The organism is Hyunsoonleella jejuensis, assembly GCF_900111025.1.
GTDB lineage: Bacteria > Bacteroidota > Bacteroidia > Flavobacteriales > Flavobacteriaceae > Jejuia > Jejuia jejuensis.
Genome location: NZ_FOFN01000001.1, coordinates 121,303 through 141,336, shown reverse-complemented (window position 1 = coordinate 141,336; position 20,034 = coordinate 121,303). Strand labels below are relative to the sequence as shown.

Annotated in this window: 18 protein-coding genes; 5 read left to right on the top strand and 13 right to left on the bottom strand. The window is 34.9% G+C overall.

The genetic code is table 11. From position 1 onward, the window contains the following. Positions 1-35: 35 nt before the first annotated feature. Together BMY39_RS00645 and BMY39_RS00640 are read right to left on the bottom strand one after the other, a co-directional pair. On the bottom strand, positions 36-2,468 hold the full coding sequence (locus tag BMY39_RS00645) for a TonB-dependent receptor (protein WP_245738110.1): 2,433 nt from the start codon (positions 2,466-2,468) through the stop codon (positions 36-38). 171 nt (positions 2,469-2,639) lie between these two features. Then, positions 2,640-4,403, bottom strand: a complete 1,764-nt coding sequence (locus BMY39_RS00640) for a Na/Pi cotransporter family protein (RefSeq protein WP_092574113.1) — start codon at positions 4,401-4,403, stop codon at positions 2,640-2,642. Between the two features lie 159 nt (positions 4,404-4,562). On the opposite strand from BMY39_RS00640, the gene BMY39_RS00635 reads away from it, so the two are divergent. Then, the gene (locus BMY39_RS00635) at positions 4,563-5,426 is read left to right on the top strand and encodes an OmpA/MotB family protein (protein WP_092574107.1); all 864 of its coding nucleotides are present in this window, start codon (positions 4,563-4,565) and stop codon (positions 5,424-5,426) included. 70 nt (positions 5,427-5,496) lie between these two features. On the opposite strand, the gene BMY39_RS00630 is transcribed toward BMY39_RS00635, so the two are convergent. The 4 genes from BMY39_RS00630 to BMY39_RS00615 all read right to left on the bottom strand — a co-directional run bounded on the left by BMY39_RS00630 (position 5,497) and on the right by BMY39_RS00615 (position 10,246). After that, the gene (locus BMY39_RS00630; protein ID WP_092574105.1) at positions 5,497-6,018 is read right to left on the bottom strand and encodes an RDD family protein; all 522 of its coding nucleotides are present in this window, start codon (positions 6,016-6,018) and stop codon (positions 5,497-5,499) included. Positions 6,019-6,131: 113 nt separating this feature from the next. After that, entirely contained in the window at positions 6,132-7,922 is a 1,791-nt protein-coding gene (locus BMY39_RS00625) for a ribonucleoside-diphosphate reductase subunit alpha (RefSeq protein ID WP_092574103.1), read from the bottom strand. 3 nt (positions 7,923-7,925) lie between these two features. After that, a complete protein-coding gene (locus BMY39_RS00620) occupies positions 7,926-9,200 on the bottom strand; it encodes a ribonucleotide-diphosphate reductase subunit beta (RefSeq protein ID WP_092574100.1) in 1,275 nt (424 codons plus the stop codon). 482 nt (positions 9,201-9,682) lie between these two features. Next, positions 9,683-10,246 (bottom strand): DUF3109 family protein, encoded by a 564-nt coding sequence (locus BMY39_RS00615; RefSeq protein ID WP_092574097.1) that lies wholly within the window; start codon positions 10,244-10,246, stop codon positions 9,683-9,685. A 106-nt stretch (positions 10,247-10,352) separates the two neighbouring features. Here BMY39_RS00615 and BMY39_RS00610 point away from each other — a divergent pair, with 106 nt between their 5' ends. The 3 genes from BMY39_RS00610 to BMY39_RS00600 are packed head-to-tail and all read left to right on the top strand — an operon-like array spanning position 10,353 to position 11,748. Further along, positions 10,353-10,934: a MarC family protein gene (locus BMY39_RS00610; RefSeq protein WP_092574095.1), complete on the top strand. Its 582-nt coding sequence runs from the start codon at positions 10,353-10,355 to the stop codon at positions 10,932-10,934. Between the two features lie 2 nt (positions 10,935-10,936). After that, complete coding sequence (locus BMY39_RS00605; protein WP_092574093.1) at positions 10,937-11,140, top strand: hypothetical protein; 204 nt, start codon at positions 10,937-10,939, stop codon at positions 11,138-11,140. Next, positions 11,140-11,748, top strand: a complete 609-nt coding sequence (locus tag BMY39_RS00600) for an FAD-dependent oxidoreductase (protein ID WP_092574091.1) — start codon at positions 11,140-11,142, stop codon at positions 11,746-11,748. Before BMY39_RS00605 ends, BMY39_RS00600 begins: the two co-directional genes overlap by 1 nt. A 67-nt stretch (positions 11,749-11,815) precedes the next feature. On the opposite strand, the gene BMY39_RS00595 is transcribed toward BMY39_RS00600, so the two are convergent. From BMY39_RS00595 to BMY39_RS00585, 3 genes are all read right to left on the bottom strand, one after another. Next, positions 11,816-13,405: a S41 family peptidase gene (locus BMY39_RS00595; protein ID WP_092574087.1), complete on the bottom strand. Its 1,590-nt coding sequence runs from the start codon at positions 13,403-13,405 to the stop codon at positions 11,816-11,818. Beyond that, a complete protein-coding gene (locus BMY39_RS00590) occupies positions 13,405-13,836 on the bottom strand; it encodes a deoxycytidylate deaminase (RefSeq protein WP_092574081.1) in 432 nt (143 codons plus the stop codon). Before BMY39_RS00590 ends, BMY39_RS00595 begins: the two co-directional genes overlap by 1 nt. Before the next feature lie 266 nt (positions 13,837-14,102). Further along, entirely contained in the window at positions 14,103-14,690 is a 588-nt protein-coding gene (locus tag BMY39_RS00585) for a HupE/UreJ family protein (RefSeq protein ID WP_092574078.1), read from the bottom strand. Positions 14,691-14,765: 75 nt separating this feature from the next. On the opposite strand from BMY39_RS00585, the gene BMY39_RS00580 reads away from it, so the two are divergent. Next, positions 14,766-15,284: a hypothetical protein gene (locus BMY39_RS00580; protein WP_092574076.1), complete on the top strand. Its 519-nt coding sequence runs from the start codon at positions 14,766-14,768 to the stop codon at positions 15,282-15,284. Between the two features lie 123 nt (positions 15,285-15,407). Here BMY39_RS00580 and BMY39_RS00575 read toward each other — a convergent pair whose 3' ends face one another. Genes BMY39_RS00575 through aspS form a run of 4 tightly spaced genes read right to left on the bottom strand, consistent with a single transcriptional unit; the run spans position 15,408 to position 19,946 of the window. Then, positions 15,408-15,644 carry a hypothetical protein gene (locus BMY39_RS00575; protein WP_092574073.1) on the bottom strand — a complete coding sequence of 79 codons (237 nt, stop codon included), beginning with the start codon at positions 15,642-15,644 and terminating at the stop codon, positions 15,408-15,410. A 4-nt stretch (positions 15,645-15,648) separates the two neighbouring features. Further along, the gene (locus tag BMY39_RS00570) at positions 15,649-17,430 is read right to left on the bottom strand and encodes a chloride channel protein (RefSeq protein ID WP_092574071.1); all 1,782 of its coding nucleotides are present in this window, start codon (positions 17,428-17,430) and stop codon (positions 15,649-15,651) included. 1 nt (position 17,431) lies between these two features. Beyond that, complete coding sequence (locus BMY39_RS00565) at positions 17,432-18,142, bottom strand: DUF6503 family protein (protein ID WP_092574069.1); 711 nt, start codon at positions 18,140-18,142, stop codon at positions 17,432-17,434. A 49-nt stretch (positions 18,143-18,191) separates the two neighbouring features. Then, positions 18,192-19,946 (bottom strand): aspartate--tRNA ligase, encoded by a 1,755-nt coding sequence (aspS, locus tag BMY39_RS00560; RefSeq protein ID WP_092574067.1) that lies wholly within the window; start codon positions 19,944-19,946, stop codon positions 18,192-18,194. Between the last annotated feature and the right edge of the window lie 88 nt (positions 19,947-20,034).

The following is a 20,034-nucleotide window of genomic DNA, read 5'->3' as shown; positions in this document are numbered from 1 at the left end:
ATTATCTACACCCTTTTATTTGCGTTAAGAATTTTTTAAAACTCCTTTTTACCAAATTCACTATCAATAAATTTTGATTTATTACTTCCTTTCTTAAACGTGTAGGAAAGGTTTAGAATTATCATATCTACTTCATAAATATAATTGGTAGTTGTAAAAAACTCGTTGCGTCTAAATGTAGTAATGCGTTGTTCGTTGGTATCTAGTAATCCCAAATCTATATTTTGCCATTGTAAAGTGGCCATTAACCTATCATTCATAAATGATTTTTGAAAGGTAAGATTAGGCGAATAAAACCGAGAATCTTCACCTTGCGCTGTGTTTCTGTCAGATAGATAATTAAAGGTAAATTGCAGGGATGAATTATCCCAAAAGCGCCATGTAGAATTTAAATTTATGGAATACACAGTAACATCAGTATCTATAGGCCGGTTATCAAAACTACCATCAATACTATAGTTGTAAATATTTGCACCAATAAAATTACTCCAACTTTTAGTAGGCTTAATTTGAGCCCCAACTTCTAAACCAATAGATTTTGCATTACCAACGTTGGAGTATATTCTATTTAAAATGGTATCGTTATATATTGTATTTACCCTATTTACTAGGTTGTCAACATGCCTAAAATAACTTGTAGCAAAAATAGAATTCCCTTTTTTTAGATTTTTAGTAACACCTAGCTCCACCAAATCAATAAACTCTGGCCTAAGATTTTTGTCACCTTGTTCTAGAGTTTCGGAGTGTTCACGTTCAGCGAACGGATTCATTTTAAACGTTGAATTTCGCTCTACACGTTTGCTATATGCTGCTTTTATTTTTGTATTTGCGTTTATTTCATATTGAATGGATGCCGAAGGATATAGTTTCACAAAATCATAGAACAGCGTTTCGTCAACCGTATTAGTCTTGTCTTTCAGTCTAAAGGCCCTATCCATAACTTCTAATCTAGAACCTGCTGCATATTCCCATTTTCCTTGTTTCCCCGATAACTGTACATACCCAGAATGGATGGTGCGCTCTAAATCTACCTCACTTGAAAACTCTGGAACCAATTCAAAATCATCGTTAAAATCAGTTCGTCTTTCGTATATAAAATCTCCAGTATGGGTTAAATCGCGATATTGGTATCCAGCTTCGATAGTGCCGAAATTTAAAGGTTTAAAGGTGTAATCTAATTGAAAGCGTAAACCATGCAATGGGTTGTCATTAGTGTTAAATTCATCTTGGTATAAAATAGATCGGTCTGGCTCACCTAAATTTTGATTTACAGTTGGCCCGCCTAAAAGCGTATATTCGTAAAGTAACGAAGCCGATAATTCAGACTCATTTTTAAAGCTATGAGTCCAGTCTAAACTACCTAACACAAAATCACCCCTGCGTTCTCTTAGATTATGATTGAAATACTGAAAGGTATAATCTCTATTTTCACTATCAGCTGGGGTTACCGCATGGTTGTCGAAATATACAATATCTGCCAATCGTGCTTTACTGCGTTTTCCAGCAAAAAAACCAAAGGAGTATGTGTTTGTTGTACTTGGCGTAAAATCTACTGTAAATCTTCCGCTGTAATTGGTTTCATCAAAACTGCGCTCACCAGTAGAGGGAAACTGTGTTTTGGTATCGTTAATAATAGTGAACACGTCGCCTTCTCGTCTTCCACCCAAATCGTTTCGTTGGTAGTTGGCGCCTAATGAGATATTCCATTTGTCGGTTCTAATATTATAGGTGGCATCAATACCATGGCGTTTATGCGAAACATCGTTGCCATAAGTTTCAATGGAAGGCAAACCTGCTTTTATGTTTACCTGTCCGAATGTACCATTTACGGCTCCTTTTTTGGTGAGTATATTAATAATTCCAGCCTTTCCTTCAGGATCATATTTGGCAGAAGGTGCTGTAATAATTTCAACCCGTTCTATTGCGTTTGCAGGTAGTTGTGCTATTAAATTACTGGCATTACCTTGAATGGGTTTGCCGTTTAGGAGTGCCACAAAACCTTGGCTTCCGCGAACACTTATAGCGCCTTGGCTATCGATGCTAACGGAGGGTAAATTTCGTATCACGTCAACGCCAGAACCACCTTGTGCATTTTTAAACTTGGAGGCTTCAAAAACTTGACGATCAATTTTATTCACAACAGTGCTGCGCTCTGCTTTTACAACCACTTCATTTAGTTGAGTTCCCAAAACCAGCTTAATGGTTCCAAGATCAATCAATTCACCTTTATTAGTTACCGTTATAGTATCAATACGTTGTTTTTCGTAACCTAAGAATGAAGCTTCTAAATAATAATCCCCCTTTTTAACGTCTTCTATTGAAAACACACCATTTTCATTAGAAATCACTCCGGTTATCAATGTGCTATCTTCAAGTGTAAATAATGCAGCAGTTGCATATTCCAGAGGTTGTTGTTTATCGTCAACCAATTTGCCTTTTATTTGGGAAAAACCTAAATGAGAAATCAAACAGCAAAAGAAAAGTAGAGAAAACGTATTAATTTTTAACAACATTAAGTAATGCATGGATACAAATATTTTTAAATGCAAATCTACACATTAAAATGATTAAAATTTTCCAATTTTTACCTTAAAAGTAAAATAGATTTAGTGAATTAAAACCTGCCAAAATAGAACATCTTATAATTTTTGATCAAGTAACGAATCGTGTTTTGCGTATAATAATTCAGCAACGTCAATCAGCTTACTAATAATATCATTTACATTGGAGTAATCATTAAATAATGATGATGCTTCTTTCGCTGTGATCAAATCCTTCCTAATTAACCTATCAATAGAAGTATTACTTTGCCTTAAGTTAGCCTTGGCTTCTTTTTTTAATTTCTTAAGTTTTTCGGCATACTTTTCCACATTGTTTTCAGTTCTAAAAAAGTAAATAACCCTAAGTACCTTAGTAATCTTTTTTCTGTAACTATCATATTCTTTTTGTAAATGTTCATTGCCAGTATTTGAAATTTCGGTAATGTTTTTATTTAAATCAGCAGAATGTTTAATAATCTCCACCATTTTTCTATTGGCAATTTTTATATCTGTTACCGCTTTTATCTGTTTACTGTTCAGGCGCAACTCGCTTTCTGTAATAGCGGCGTATTTAATAATTTCTCCATAAATAACTTTTACTTTAGAATAGTACAGTTCATCTACATTAATTTGAAAATCTTCGGTAGATTTTTTTATGACTGCTTTAAGTTTTTCGTCAGATCTTATGTCATGTCTGTGAATATTTAAAGCATGAGCAACAATTTCGAAGATGCTTTTCTTAAATAAATATTTAGACTCTTTGAGTAGGGCAGTAATGGCGGATCCCGAGAATTTTAATGCTGCCGTATTTAGGTATTTAGGTTCGTGTACATCTTTGGTCTGTTTTGTTTTAGTAAAAAATCGTAATAAGAACCGTTCTAAGTTTTTAATGAAAGGCAACATGATAAGCACGCCCAAAACATTAAAAATCGTATGAAATAATGCCAGTTTTAAGGTGTAATTTGTAGGGGCAATATGTAGACTATCTGATAAATAATTCACTGCTTTAGCCAACGGAAAAATGAGTGCAATAGCCACCAATCCTGTAATGCTATTAAAAATAAAATGCGCTATCGCTAGCCTTTTACCTGCACTATTAGAACCTAGTGCCCCAAGCACTGCTGTAATTGTTGTACCTACATTAGCGCCTATTGCCAATGCTAAAGCATTTTCATATTCTATTTGTCCAGCCGCAAGTGCAGTTAAAATTAATGCCAAAGTAGCACTGCTGGATTGTAAAACGGTGGTAATAATTATACCTAACCCCGCATAAACTAATACGCCCAAATATCCCGACATGGCATATTGTGATAAGTCTATATACTGTTTAAATACCTCAAAGCCTTCTTTCATGTAATAAATGCCTAGAAAGAAAAAGCCAAGACCGGCAAGAATGTTACCCAGGCCTTTAAAGGATGCCTTTTTCTGAAATGAAAAGATGACGCCGAATACCAACATTGGCATTGCTAAGGCTGATATTTTTATTTTGAGGCCAAAAACCGCAACTAACCAAGCGGTAGCCGTGGTACCTATATTAGCACCAAAAATTAAACCTATACCGCCCGCAAGCGAAATTAATCCTGCACTAATAAATGATATAGTAACTACAGAAACTAAAGAGCTAGACTGCATTAAAGCTGTAATTACAGCACCTGTTGAAATACTTTTGTAAAGTTTGTCTGTAGCTTTTCTTAATATGTTTTGTAATGGCCCTTTAGTAAAAACCCTAAAGCCTTCTTCAAGCATTATCATACCAAAAAGTAAAATGGCAATACCGGCAGCTATGGTCTGAAAATTAGGGTTTAAATAAAGTGACACCCCTAATAAGACTAAGAGAATAAGAAAAAAAATATTTCTAACCATGTATATTATTGTTTAGATATAGGGCATGTATTACGTCATGAATATAAGTATTTTGAGCAAATATGGAAAATGACGTGTTTAATAAGGTTTATAAAAATTGTATTTCAACGTCCAAATCTTCACTTTCATCGTACATAAAGCAAACCTAAAGTTATTATTATGAAAAAAATTTCAATCGTATTGTTAATTGCTGTAACCACATTTTCATGTGTAGCCAAAAAGAAGTACTTAGCGCTTCAACAAGAAAATGGTGAGATTAAAAGCGAACTTCAAAAAACTAGAGTAGCTAAAGAAGATTTAGAAGCTAAATTCGACAAAATTCAAGCGAGAGTAGATGCTTATAATTCTAAAATAGCAACGCTTAAACAAGAAAACGACACCAAATTGGATGCTGTTGGAAATATTGCTGTAATATCAAACGATACCAAAGTAAAAATGCGAGAAACATTAAAAAATGTTGATGCTGAAAAATTAGCCCAGGCCACAACGCTTAAAGATTCTATGAATCTTGCAGTAGCTTACAATCTTGAAAAGACCATAAGCGAAAGTAATATGGACGAGGACGATGATTTTGCCGTAAATATTAATGAGACGGTAGTAATGATTTCTATTGCTGACGATATGTTATTTAATACAGCGAGTTATAGATTGAGCTCTAAGGCTGACAAGGTACTTAAGAAATTGGCTGATGTAATAAACTCTGAACCTAGTTTGGATGTAATGGTGGAAGGTCATACTGATGCCAGAACGATAAAAACAGAATTTCTTTCAGACAATTGGGACTTGAGTGTAATGAGAGCAACATCTGTAGTACGCAAACTTCAAGAACAATATAATGTATCTCCCGAAAAATTAATTGCAGCGGGTAGAAGTAGCTACCAACCTGTTGCTGATAATGATTCCAGAGAAAACAGGGCGAAAAATAGACGTACAAGAATTATTATTCTACCAAATATTGATAAGTTTTTTGCTTTAATGTCTACTAACGATAATAGTGTTGCCGAAAACAACATATTAGATTAATTAATCCATTTTTAATCTATAAAAAAGCATCACGCCCTTACGTGGTGCTTTTTTTGGTTTCCTATGGTTGTTATATATCTTGAGCTACTCCTATTTGGTCAAGTTCGTTATGAGATTTTCTTTTGGCTTCAAATTTAGCAATATCAACAACATAAGTTTTTGAAATAGTATCATGCCACCCACGTCCTTCCGCCCCTAAAAAGGAGAACGCCTCAAAAGGAATCATTCTAGAAAAACTTCGTTTCAGATAATCGCTTGTAGTAGGCGTGCTACCGTCTTCCATAACTATTTTTGTCTTAGTTATATATTTCCCAATACTTCGTCCTTTAGTTAGACGTTCTAAGCCAAAATATAGCAATGCAAGAACTATAGCGGTTATTAACCTATCTAATAAAGGATTTGTGTTCTCCATATTGTCAAGAAAATTATCCATACCTGAAGTATCCTCTACAATTGAGTAATACAAAAAAATAAACCCTAAGAAAATGCCGTAGAAAACTAATAAAATTGCGATAATATCAACAATATAATGCACAAAACGGTTTCCTTTAGAAGTATATAAATCTGGTGTTACTTTAAATTTTTCAGTCATTTTGTAATGAAATTAGTTCGCTAATATAAAACAAAAAAGGCATCTCGATCGAGATGCCTTTTTATAAATTTGGTTCCCTTGGAAGAGGAAACAAAAACCATTACTAATTTGTTTTAGCCCTCACAACTAGCACACTCTTTTTTCTGTTTGAATTTTTGAGCGGCATTCATACTATGTTGATAGTATAAGGACTTTAAACCTAATTTCCATGCTGTAACATAAATCTTGTTGATGTCTTTTACAGGCATATCAGGGTGCACGATGATATTTACAGATTGTCCTTGATCTATATGGTTTTGCCTGTTGGCAGCTTGATACACAATGGCTAGCTGATCTATTTCGGAGTATGTTTTAAATACATCACGTTCATGCTCTGTTAAAAACTCCAAATGCTGAACAGATCCATCATGATCACGAATACTGCGCCATATTTCAGGAGTATTTTGCCCTTTTTCTTCTAAAAGATGTTCTAAGTATGGATTTTTTATTGTGGTTTTAATTTTGGCAATATCTTTCACATAAATATTAGACCATATAGGCTCGATACCTTGAGAAACCTGACCTAAAATAAAGGCTGATGATGTTGTAGGCGCTATAGCATTTAATGTAGCATTGCGTCTACCATAACCTTTTAAAACTTCTGGCTCTCCAAATAAATCAGCCAACTCTTTCGATGCCTTATAAGATTTATCTTGTATGGTCTTGAATATTTCACTGTTTAAGTTGTAAGCCTCAGCACTGTCAAATGGCAACATTTTAGATTGCAGTAAGGAATGCCATCCTAAAGCACCTAAACCTAATGCTCTATTAGATTTTGCAAAATTATAGGCGCGTTCCATAAACATAAATGTTTGCCTGTCATCTAAATCACTAGAGTCTCTATACTCTTCAAGTTTTTCGATAAACTCTGTAATTACAGCATCTAGGAAATACACCATAGTTTCTATAGCGTCAGTGTCTTTCCATTTATCATAGTGCAATAAATTTACGGATGATAGTACGCATACAAAAGACCATTGGTCGTTAGAAGGCAACATAATTTCAGTACATAAATTACTCGCAACAATTTGGTGTTTTTTATCTTTATATACATCTGCCGCTTGATTGTTGGCGTGGTCTTTAAAGAAAATATAAGGATATCCTATCTCACCTCTACGTTGTATTACTTTAGCCCAGATAGAACGTTTTTCAACATCGCCTTCAATCATTTCTTCCATCCATTTGTCAGTTACACTCACACCGTGTGTAAGCTCTTGAATGGAGTTGCCCTCTGTACCAATCTCTAAAAATTCATTGATATCTGGATGCTCTACAGGTAAGTACGGGGAAAAGCGCCCTCGTCTCACTGAACCTTGGCTAACAACATCTACCATCTTTTCAAAAAGCTGCATAATATGTACTGCTCCAGAGGAAGATCCGTTATTTTTTACTGGTGCACCTCTATGTCTTAAATTTCCAAAATACCCTGATGTACCACCACCCAATTTAGACATCATTCCTACTTCAGATTGCGTATATAAAATATTACCCATATCATCAGCAATGTTAGAACCAAAACAACTTATTGGTAAGCCTCTCTTTTTTCCGAAGTTAGACCAAACTGGCGATGCTAAAGAGAAAAAGCCTTCCGACATATACCCATAAAACTTATCAGCATACCCGTCAATTTTTAAAATTTGTTCTGCTCTTTCGGCAATTTCACGAATTCTTTCTTCAGGTGTTGCATCATCGGTGAGATAGCCTGATGCTAAAAATTTACGGCTATTCTCAGTCAACCATTCAAAATTTGGACTAGATGTAGTTTGGTTAACATTTTTAATTTGTGCTTTTCTAGCATTTACAAGTTGGTCGTAGTTAGATTGTTGTTCGGTTTTGTTGTCTTGAGGGTGTGTGTTTATTTTCATGGTTTAAAAAAGGTCGTCACTGGTTATACTTTTTGTTCTTTTACTATAGTTAATGGATCGTTTAACGAAGAAATCACCGTGTTTTGTTCCTATAATTTCGTCATCAAACCATTCTGTTTGTGCTATTAATGCTTCATCAATATTAAAAATCTTGGCGATACCTATGCTTTCTAACGAATTATTAAAACGCTTCTTAATGAATTCGTTAACAACCGCCTTAGGTAAGAAATCTAATTCTCCTTCCTCAAAAATCCAATCTATAATATCACTTTCAGCATTATAGGCTTCTTTACATATAGTTTGAATTTTTACATTATAATCTTCTCCAAACCATTCTGGGTTTTCTTTTTTGATGATTTTAATAACATCGATACCAAAATCGCCATGAATTTGCTCTTCTTTTGAAGTAGCTTCCACTACATTGGAAATACCTTTAAGCATATTTTTATGCTTATTAAAGGCCATGATTATTAAGAACTGGGAGAATAAGGATACGTGTTCTATGAAAAGAGAAAATAACAAAATAGACTCTGCATATTCCTGTATGTTTTCACTCTTAGAATTCTTAAGCGCGGTTTCCAAATAGTGTACGCGCCTCATTATAACAGGTTTCTTTTTTAAAGCTTTAAACTCTGCATTAAGTCCTAATATTTCCAAAAGATGAGAATATGCGTCATGATGGCGTACTTCACTTTCTGCAAACGTAGACCCTACCGAGCCTATTTCTGGCTTTGGCATTTTTTGGTAAATATCTCCCCAAAATGTTTTAACTGCTACTTCTATTTGAGAAATAGCCAACATGGTATTTTTTATTGCAGACCTTTCAGTGTCATTAAGTTGTGCCTTAAAATCCTGGATGTCACTGGTAAAATTGAATTCTGTATGAATCCAGTACGAATGTCTTATGGCATTTACGTATTCGTATAAATCTGGGTACTCATAAGGCTTTAAGTTGATGCGTTTTTCAAAAATGTTGGTCTGTCTTTTTCTAGCCTGCTCATCTCTGTATAAAATATAGGCTTTAGCGGCATCATGAAATGCGCTATCCATAAGTTTGTCTTCTACAATATCCTGTACTTGTTCTACTGTAGGTACATATCTTGCATCTATTGCTTTTCTAGCTAGCAAAGATTCAAAAACCCTGTCTGAAATATCTGTGGCATCTTGTCTTGTGCCGTGATTTACCGAAAGCATTGCCTTTTCTATTGCATTCGTGATTTTTTCAAGCACAAAAGGCGTTGTTTCGTAGTCGCGCTTAATAATATGTGTTATTTCCATGTGATGGTATTGGTTAAGTGTTTACGTTCAATATCCAGCAGAGTTTCCCCTGAAAAACACACCTAAAATTTCAGTGCATTTTTTTAATAAACTTTATTGAAACTATTTTTTTGATAAAAAAGGCTTCAACAAAGATTGTAATTTGTTAAATGTATTTTTGGTAACCCTTAAATACCTTTTTAACAAGTTTATTAACAAGCTAAAATTGTGTTTTTACCCAGAATTGAGTGTAGCAAAGATTGCAAAATGATTGATATGTTTTTAAGAGAATAAAAAAAGCTTTTCAACAAGTTTTTAACAAACAAATAATAGATTGAAAATCAATAAGTTTACAAAAAAAATAAGTTAAAATATTGATAATCAGTATTTTAATTTTTTTTAATATAAAAAAAGTTTACAAAAAAAATTAAAGCTAAATACCTAATCAACCCTTGTGTTTATAAGAGGTTTTAGGTTGTTTTTTAAGCCATTTTGTAAGGTTGTTAAAAAGTTTCGGCAACCTTTTCTAGTTCGTTATACCAATCCTCGCCAAATTTACGTATAAGCGCTTCCTTTACAAATTTGTAAACAGGAACTTGTAGCTCTTTTCCTAAAACACAGGCATCATCACAAATTTGCCATTTATGATAATTTACTCCTGAAAACTCGGTATAATCTCTAACACGAATGGGGTATAAATGGCATGAAATTGGCTTCTTCCAGGATATTTCCCCTTGATTGTAAGCTTCCTCTATACCACACAGCGCTACGTTGTTGTCATCAAAAATAACATAGGCACAATCGGCTCCGTTAATTAAAGGAGTCTCCAACTCGCCATCTTCGGTGGTTATAGAGGTGCCTTGATGTGCTATAGCTTCAATACCTTCCGGTCTCAAAAAAGGTTTCACCTTAGGGTATATCTCCTCTAAAATAGCAACTTCTTCTTTTTCTAAGGGCGCACCAGCGTCGCCATCAATGCAACAAGCTCCTTTACATGCACTTAAATTGCATAGGAAATCTTTTTTTATAATATCTTCAGAAACAATGGTTTTTCCTAGTTGAAACATACGGTAATACTATGAGCCAGCAAAAATACTTAAACTTTCAATTTTTTTGGTGTTGCCATTTGATAATAAATACTGACCTTTGCAAAAAATTTAATCATCTAAGGCTATGCAACTTAACTTTAAGGAAATTTTCACTGCTTTTATGGTGTTGTTTGCCGTAATTGATATTGTTGGCAATATTCCCATTGTAATAGACTTGCGAAAAAAAGTTGGCCACATTCAAAGTGGAAAAGCATCCATAATAGCCGGATGTATCATGATACTTTTCCTGTTTTTGGGAAAAAGCATCTTAAATCTTATTGGTATTGATGTTAATTCTTTTGCAGTTGCAGGTGCCTTTATCCTCTTTTTTATTGCTTTAGAAATGATTTTGGGTATTACGCTTTACAAACAAGAAGAAACAAACCCAATGACCGCCTCTATTTTTCCGTTGGCATTTCCTTTAATGGCAGGACCAGGTAGTTTAACAACTTTACTTTCCTTACGGGCAGAATTTAAGGTTGAGAACATTATAGTAGCCATTTTATTAAATGTTATCTTTATTTTTATTGTTCTAAAAACATCTTCTAGGATTGAACGTTTTTTAGGAACAAATGGCATCAATATTATTAGAAAAGTATTTGGTGTTATACTCTTAGCGATAGCCGTTAAATTATTTGTAGCTAATATTAAAGCCTTATTTATATAATTATGAAATACGTAGCATATGTCATTATAATTTTAGCTTTGGGTTTAGGAATTTTTAATGCGACTAAACTGAATTTTGATGCTCTTTTTGAAGGTGAAAGCATTGTGAGTCTTATTACAATTGTAAGCGCTTTATGTGCTATTATTTTGATGTTGATTTTATTAACATCTAAACGCATTGAAGAAAAACTTAAGCAAAAGAAGTAATGTTTGATGTTTTAATTGTCGGCGGGGGCGCTGCTGGAATGTCTTGTGCTTTGGTGTTGGGTTCAGCTAAAAATAAGCCTTTTGCAGAACATAAAACTATAGGCATTGTTACCCATCAAAAAACATCGCATCTACAAACGGCATTATTTAATAATGTTTTAGGATTAGCTCCTGGAACTACTGGTGCTTCAATTTTGGAAAGTGGTATACAGCAACTCGCAGAACAATACCCTCATGTACAACAAATTGATAAGGAGAAAGTCTTAGAGATTGTGAAACAAAACAATGTTTTTGAAATTCGCACTAATAAAAACAGCTACCTGAGTAAAGTTGTTGTAATTGCTGTAGGTTATACTAATTTAATGCGTATTCAGGGGTTGAACCGGTATATTGAACCACACCCTAGGTCACAAATTGAAAAGGAACGTATTTGGTTAAAAAATACGGACCACCTCATTGCAGAAAATCTCTATGTGGCTGGAACTTTAGCTGGTTGGCGCAGTCAGTTTTCCATAGCGTCAGGTAGTGGGGCACAAGTGGCTACCGATATTTTAACCCTTTGGAATGATGGGAAACATACTAAGGTACATGATAAAATAGGCGAGTAACCGGCTAAAGGCTTTAAGGTGCAAAGTATTGTGAATTACAATCAAATAAACAGGAGATTTTTACTGCCTACTCTTGCTCTTCGCTCAACCGAATCACCTCATCAATCATAATATCTCTTTGATTGATAACTTCTTCAAACGCACCATTGCCAAAAAGTTGGTCGGCGAAGGTGGCTTTCATGTACTGCTTAACCTCTTCGTTATAGGCCACAAAAGTAACGTTAGAGCCAAATCTTACATTTAGATAATCTTGGAACTCCAAAACCATATCGTCGTTTACCTTAAAATTATCTATAAAATCTTGTCGTTCATAACCCTTATAGATATTTCGGTTTTTTTCAATGGTTTCAAACACAAAATAACTAATAACACCTCTTCGCCTTAAATAGCTGAGTGTTTCGTTATTCATCGATTTATCAACTGGCACAAAAACATCAGGAATAATGCCACCGCCACCATACACTACTTTACCCTTAGGCGTGGTAAATTTTAAAGAATCGGCAACTTCTATTTTAGCACCATCAGATAATTCACCGTTTTCCAAACGCTTATAGTAATCTTCATAGTATTCCCTATTTCCCTTATCGTAAGGGCGTTGGATGGAGCGTCCTGTAGGTGTATAATATCTAGAAACTGTTAAGCGTACCGCACTACCGTCTCCCAAATCCATTTCGCGCTGTACCAGGCCTTTGCCGTAAGAGCGACGCCCCACAATGGTGCCTTTATCGTTATCCTGTAATGCACCTGCAACAATTTCGCTGGCCGATGCGGAGTTTTCATCCATCAATACAAATACTTCACCTTGCTCGAAGTCGCCTCTGTTTGTTGCATAACTCTTTTCAATATCTCCGCGCTTATTTTTCGTAAATAGAATGAGCTTATCATCTTCTAGGAATTCGTCTATAATTTGCTCGGTAATATCTAGTCTTCCTCCAGGATTGTCTCGTAAATCTAGGGCCATTTTCGTTGCGCCTTCATCAATTAATTTTTGTAATCCTGTTTTAAATTCTTTATAAGTAGATTCGGCAAACTTATTGATTTTTATGTAGCCTAAATTGTCAGTTAACATATATGCAGCATCTACACTTTTTATAGGGATTTTACTGCGTTTTACTTTAAACGTCAACAATTCTGGTTCGCCTTTACGATGTACTTTTAATTCTACTTTGGAGTTTAGAGGTCCTTTTAATTTTTTTATAGCTTCACTACTTTTTACATCACCGTACAGCGTATCTCCATCGGCCATTACAATTCTATCGCCACCTCTAATTCCGGCTTTTGCACTTGGCCCGTTTTCTATTGGCCTAATTACGGTAATAGTATCCTTATAGTTATAAAAACTAACGCCAATACCTACAAAATTACCACGCATTTCTTCAACTACGCGTTGCATATCATCCCGTGGAATATATACCGAATGCGGGTCTAGATTTTCTAAAATTCCATTTACCGTTACATCAACAATACTATCTGTATTAATATCATCCACGTAATCGTATTCAATATAGTCAATCAGCCTATTGAGTTTATCCTTTTTGCTGTTAGACGTAAATAATCGATCTGGAGCATCGGCAAAATTCAATTTTCCACCAATAAAAACGCCAGCAGCTATTGCTACGCCCAATATTAAAGGCAAATATTTTTTATCAAAATGCATTATGCTTTTAAATCTTCTATTAGTTGTAAATCTATCCCTGCACGTTTTAGAAAGCTTAGTCCGGAATCGTCCTTATACGCCTTATTGTATACTACTTTTACAATTCCGGCCTGATGTATTAGCTTACTACATTCCTTACAGGGCGAAAGCGTTATGTATAACGTTGCGCCTTTGCACGATTGTGTAGATGCCGCCACTTTTAAAATAGCATTGGCTTCAGCATGCAGTACATACCACTTCGTGTAACCTTCATCATCTTCACAAAAATTTTCAAAACCTGTTGGGGTGCCATTGTATCCATCAGAGATTATCATTCTATCCTTTACAATAATAGCACCGACTTGTTTGCGTTTACAGTAAGATAGCTTACCCCATTCTTGTGCTATCCGCAAATAAGCCTTGTCGTATTTTAATTGCTTTTCGTTTTGCATTAATTATTATTTGAGCGTTACCCTCGATGTATCCTCAGAATATTTTTTAATTATTCGTGCTCGGGTCGGGCTTTTCGCTATATCTTTTTTATGCGTTCTCGATACGTTTTGCTCATGCTTCACAAAACACTCGAACTGACATAAAAAAGGATGCCGCTGCAATCCCTAACGCGAAACACCATAACGAAAATAACAGGTTCATGTTGTAATTACAATCAATTGTGCGTTAAAGTTTTTACAAAACAGATCTTTTTGCATTGGCTAAACTATAAAAAGTCACTATTCAACAACATAGGAATTACTAGACCTATAACGATAGCGGAAATTACCATAATCCAATCGCGTTTTGAAAATCTAAAAATTGTTTGCACCAAATAGCCAACAAACAAGACAACAAATACGATAATAATTTGTGCAATTTCTATCCCTAAGGCAAACTCTAAAAGCAATACCAGTTTACTATCCGATTCTCCTAAAAGCATTTGAAATTCCCTGGCAAAACCCAATCCGTGAATTAAACCAAAAAATAACGTCGTTAAAAACAATACGCCAATACGTTCTTTTTGAGCGCCTTTACCTGCTGTAAATACATTATACAGCGCAACAACAAGTATGGTGATAGGAATAAGAAATTCCACCAAACTTCCGCTAACTGTCACTACATTATATGCGGCTAAAACCAAAGACAACGAATGCCCAAGTGTAAATAAAGAGACTAAGAGCAACACACGCTTCCAATCCTTAAACAAGTACGGGATAGTTAGTACCATTAAAAATAAAACGTGATCGTAGGCGTTAATATCAAGTACGTGTTTCATGCCGTACTCTAAATTAAAAAGAAAATTATCGAGCATTTTAACTAGATTTTAGGGTTCTTCAAATATACGATTAATATATATTTGCGGTACAAATCATAAAAAATTCAAGCTATGGTGTTAAGGCTTTTTATCATTTTCTGCTGTTTTGTTGTAATTATTGCCTGCAACAATAAACCGCAACAAACCGAAGACACCTCAAACAAAACTAATACTACAGATGTTTTAACAGAAACTGATATTGCAAAACTAAAATATATTGAATTTGCTTTAGACCCTAAAGTTGAAGTGCTAACAGAGCCTTGGCAACCATATTCACGACTTAAAACGGCTATTACAAACATTAAAACGGCTAATTTTTCGTTTTTTGACGAAGATGAACAGGCTATATTTCAATTGGTAAAAGAGTTGCGAAAAGATATTCCTGATACGCTAAAAACACAGTCGGTCTTATCCAGAATTACTATTGTGGAAAACATGTTATACAAACTAGATGAAACCTATAAGTTAAACACCACAACAAAATCTGAACTAGCTGCCTCTACAAAAGAACTTTTAGTGGCTTATTCGAATTTAAATTTCCAATTGAATAAGAAGTTGGAAAAAGATAATCAAAAAATTGTGCGTCCTTGATTAAGAGGGCGTTTATGACTAATACTTTAAAAAATTTAAAGGTTATATGTCATTTAATTTTAAAGAAGTCAACGATTTAGAAGTTCTTTTTAATATGATGAGCACTGGGTAGTGGCCAAATTTTCAATATTTGTTTTCCTTTTGGTTTTCTCTCATTTTGTCCAAGTTTTCCTTGGTTAGCATATAGTCCTTTAGGTTTTTATCCTTCCAGCGGTAGTAGGTAAATAGAGGGAATACCAATAAAAAAAGAATAACAACACCCAGTCCAATACATTTTTCGGAATTTTCGATAGTTATTAAAAATCCTGATAGTATCAAGCCAAAAGAAACTAAAGTTAATACTAAAATTACGTATTTCATACGACTAATGTGTTACGTTAATGAGCTGGCGTCTGTAAGCTGTTAGTAATTTAGATTTCGAAATATATCCATAATATTTGCCATTTTTAATAACGGGTAAATTCCAGGCGCCGCTGGTTTTAAACCTATCCATTATGGTATTCATAGTGTCCTCTTCATAAATAATAATGCCTGCATCTGCGTGCATAACGCTTTGTACATCTACTTTGTCGTATAACTCTGTTTTGAACATCATATGTCTTATATCATCTAACCGGATAACACCTAGAAACTCATGGTTTTCATTCACTACAGGAAAGTGATTTCTGGAGGATTTAGCAACAGCACTTGTTAAAACTTCACGAAGTTTCATTTCTGGCTTTAAGATGATGAAGTTGGTTTCAATTACTTTGTCGATTTCAAGCATCATTAAAACGTTTTTATCCTTATCGTGCGTAATGAGTTCCCCGCGTTGTGCTAGTTTTAGAGTATAAATAGAATGTGAGATGTAGTATTTTGTGATAGAGAAGGAAATAGCCGCTACCAACATTAAAGGCACGAATAGTTCGTAGCCGCCCGTAATTTCGGCAATTAAAAATATAGCTGTTAATGGTGCATGGAGCACACCTGCCATTAACCCCGTCATTCCAATTAGCGTGAAATTAGATTCTGATACATTGAAATCCAATCCCAGATTATTAATAATTTTAGCAAAGGCATTTCCAAGAGCACTTCCCATAACGAGTGTTGGAATAAATACTCCACCAACACCTCCAGCTCCAAAAGTGGTGGTCATCGCAATGGCCTTAAAAATAGCGATTCCGAGTAATAGACCTATTACTATCCAAATATTTTCTAAATCTAGGTTAAAAGGAGTGCTGCCTATAGCAGCAATATGGTCGCCTTTTAGTAGGTTATTCATTACACCATAACCTTCACCATATAGTGGAGGTATAACGTATAGCATGGTGCCTATTGCCAAACCGCCAATGAGTAAACGTTTAGCACGACTTTCAAATTGTTTAAAAAAGTTAGTGATACCAAAAAACACCTTAGAATAATATACAGACATTAATCCTGTAACTACACCTAAAATGGCGTAGAACCCAATATCGTTTATTTGAAATTTATCGGTTAACTCAAAACGTAAAAGTACATCAGTGCCTAAGAAAAAATAAGATGTTACTACTGCGGAAACAGACGCTAGTAGGAGCGGTACTAAAGACGCAAAAGCAATATCTAAACTAAATATTTCTATAGCGAAAATAATTGCTGCAATAGGGGCTTTAAACATTGATGCCATGGCGCCTGCAGCAGCACATGCAATGAGCAGTAAACGGGTTTTGGTATTCATGTGGAACAATTGCGCAGCGTTAGAACCTAAAGCTGAACCTACACTAACAGCAGGTCCTTGTAGCCCTACAGAACCACCAAATCCAACGGTTAAAGGCGCTGTAATTAAAGCAGCATAAATATTATACCTTGGGATAATGCCATTGAGTTTAGAAATAGCATGTAATGTGGTTGAAATACCATGACCAATATGTTTTTTTAACCAAGTTTGTTTAATGATGTAAACTAGCAACAAACCGACTATAGGTAGAATAAAATATAAGGAGCTTTGGTAGTCTTGAAATACATTGGAAATGAATATACCTCTAATACCATGGGTTATGTTCTTTAAAGCTACGGTACCCATTCCTGCCAAAAAACCGACTAAAATACTCAGCATATAAATGAACTGACGTTCAGAAATATGTTTATATTTCCAAATTAAGAACTTCCGTAAAAGGCCTTTAAAGCTCATTTTATTCTGAAGGATTTAAAATATCGGTTCCTAAAAGTTTGTCATTTTTATTAACATACCACGCTCTAATTTTTGGCATTTTAATCCCATTAACAATTGCTTCTTCTGAAAGTAAAATATACTCGCCATCATTCTTAGATTCATCATGGTAAAATTGATAAACTTCCATAGCATATGTGTCCTTGTCAAAATAGAAATACCAAGTATCCTTTCCTATGTCTTTATCATACGTAGCTTTTAGCACCCAATAGGTTTTGCCTTTCAAGGTTTTACTTTCTATTTTGTCATGAATAATGGTGCCGGGGTCTTTAAGTTTCATGGGCAAACCATAAAGGTAGGTGTAGTAGTTTTGATATAGTTTTGCTCTATCTTTGTTTAAGCGGTGTTCTTTTAAAATTGCTTCTGAAGGGTTTTTGTCTCCATTAAAAACTATCGTAATACTATCTTTATTGATGATGTATTCTGTAGTGTTATCTTGAACAGTTGCTTTCACTGAAAAGACTTGATTCGGCAAATCGATTTTGACATTACTATCTCGATTTGGTTTATCAGGAATTTCCATAATGATATTTAATTCACCTTTAAAATTTGCCCAATTACCATTTGGGTCGTGGTAAGCTATGGCCTTGTCTAGTAGCTTATTGCCATTAAGCTCTTGTGAAAATCCTAAAGCGGAACAAAACAGAAAAAGTAAGAGAAAAGTAAGTTTCATTTGCATGATTAAAATTAACAAAAAATCCCGCAATAGCGGGATTAAATAGTTATGATTTTAAATTAAGTTTTAAGCTTAATTCTTCTAGCTGTTCGTCGTCTATGGGGGCAGGGGCATCGATCATCACATCGCGTCCTGAATTATTTTTAGGGAACGCAATGAAATCTCTTATGGTTTCTTGTCCGCCTAAAATAGCTACCAATCTGTCTAGCCCAAATGCGAGTCCACCATGTGGTGGCGCACCGTATTGAAAGGCATCCATTAAGAAGCCAAACTGTGCTTTGGCTTCTTCTTCAGTAAATCCTAGATAATCAAACATTAAAGATTGCGTTTCTTTATCATGAATTCTTATAGAACCACCGCCAATTTCGTTGCCATTCAGTACTAAATCGTAAGCATTGGCTTTTACCGCACCCGGATCAGTTTTAAGTAATTCTAATTGTCCTGGTTTTGGTGATGTAAATGGATGATGCATCGCGTGATAACGTTCTGTTTCTTCATCCCATTCTAATAAAGGGAAATCTAACACCCAAAGTGGTGCAAACTCATCGGGTTTACGTAAGCCTAGTCGTTCTGCTAATTCCATACGTAAAGCACTTAGTTGCGTGCGCACTTTGTGAGTGTCTCCAGAAAGTACACAAATTAAATCACCTGGTTTAGCGCCTGTTACTTCTGCCCATTTTTCTAAATCGTCTTGGGCGTAAAATTTATCTACAGACGATTTAAATGTGCCATCGTCATTACAACGACAATACACCATACCTAAAGCGCCTATTTGAGGGCGTTTTACCCAATCTATAAGTTTATCAATTTCTTTACGTGTGTAAGTGTTTCCCCCAGGAACAGCAATTCCAACAACCAATTCAGCAGCATTGAATACATTGAAATCTTTATGTTGTGCAACGTCGTTTAGCTCCCCAAATTCCATCCCGAAGCGTATATCTGGTTTGTCGTTGCCGTATAATCGCATAGCATCATCATAAAGTAGTCGCGGGAATTTCTCAACCTCTACACCATTAATTTCTTTCAGTAAATGGCGTGTTAAGCCTTCGAAAGCATTTAAAATATCCTCTTGTTCAATAAACGCCATTTCACAATCTATCTGTGTAAATTCAGGTTGTCTGTCTGCACGTAAATCTTCGTCCCTAAAACATTTTACAATTTGAAAGTATTTATCCATGCCGCCTACCATCAATAATTGTTTAAAAGTTTGTGGCGATTGTGGTAATGCATAAAACTGTCCTTCATTCATACGTGAGGGTACCACAAAATCTCTTGCGCCCTCAGGCGTAGATTTGATTAAATAAGGTGTTTCAACTTCAATAAAACCTTCCTTGGATAAGTAATTGCGAACTTCTTGTGTTACTTTATGCCTAAATATTAAGCTATTCTTTACAGGATTTCTGCGAATATCCAAATAGCGGTATTTCATTCTTAAATCTTCACCACCATCAGTTTTATCTTCAATAGTGAACGGAGGCAATATGGCTTTATTCAAAATAGATAATTCAGATACTAAAATCTCAATATCTCCTGTTGGGATATTAGGATTTTTAGAAGCACGTTCTACAACGGTTCCTTTAGCTTGAATAACAAATTCTCTACCTAAATCCTGAGCTTTTTCAATAAGTTCTTTTGAAGTGCGTTCTTCATCAAAAACCAATTGTGTAATTCCGTAACGGTCCCTTAAATCAACCCAAACGATAAAACCTTTATCTCTTGATTTTTGAACCCAACCTGCTAGGGTTACTTCTGTATTTATATGTGCAGCTCTAAGTTCGCCGCAATTATGGCTTCTATACATTATCTTGAATAATTGAGGTGCAAATTTACATAAGTTAGATGATTATCTATGTATTTACAGTCTGAATTTAGCGTGGATTCGAAGAGAT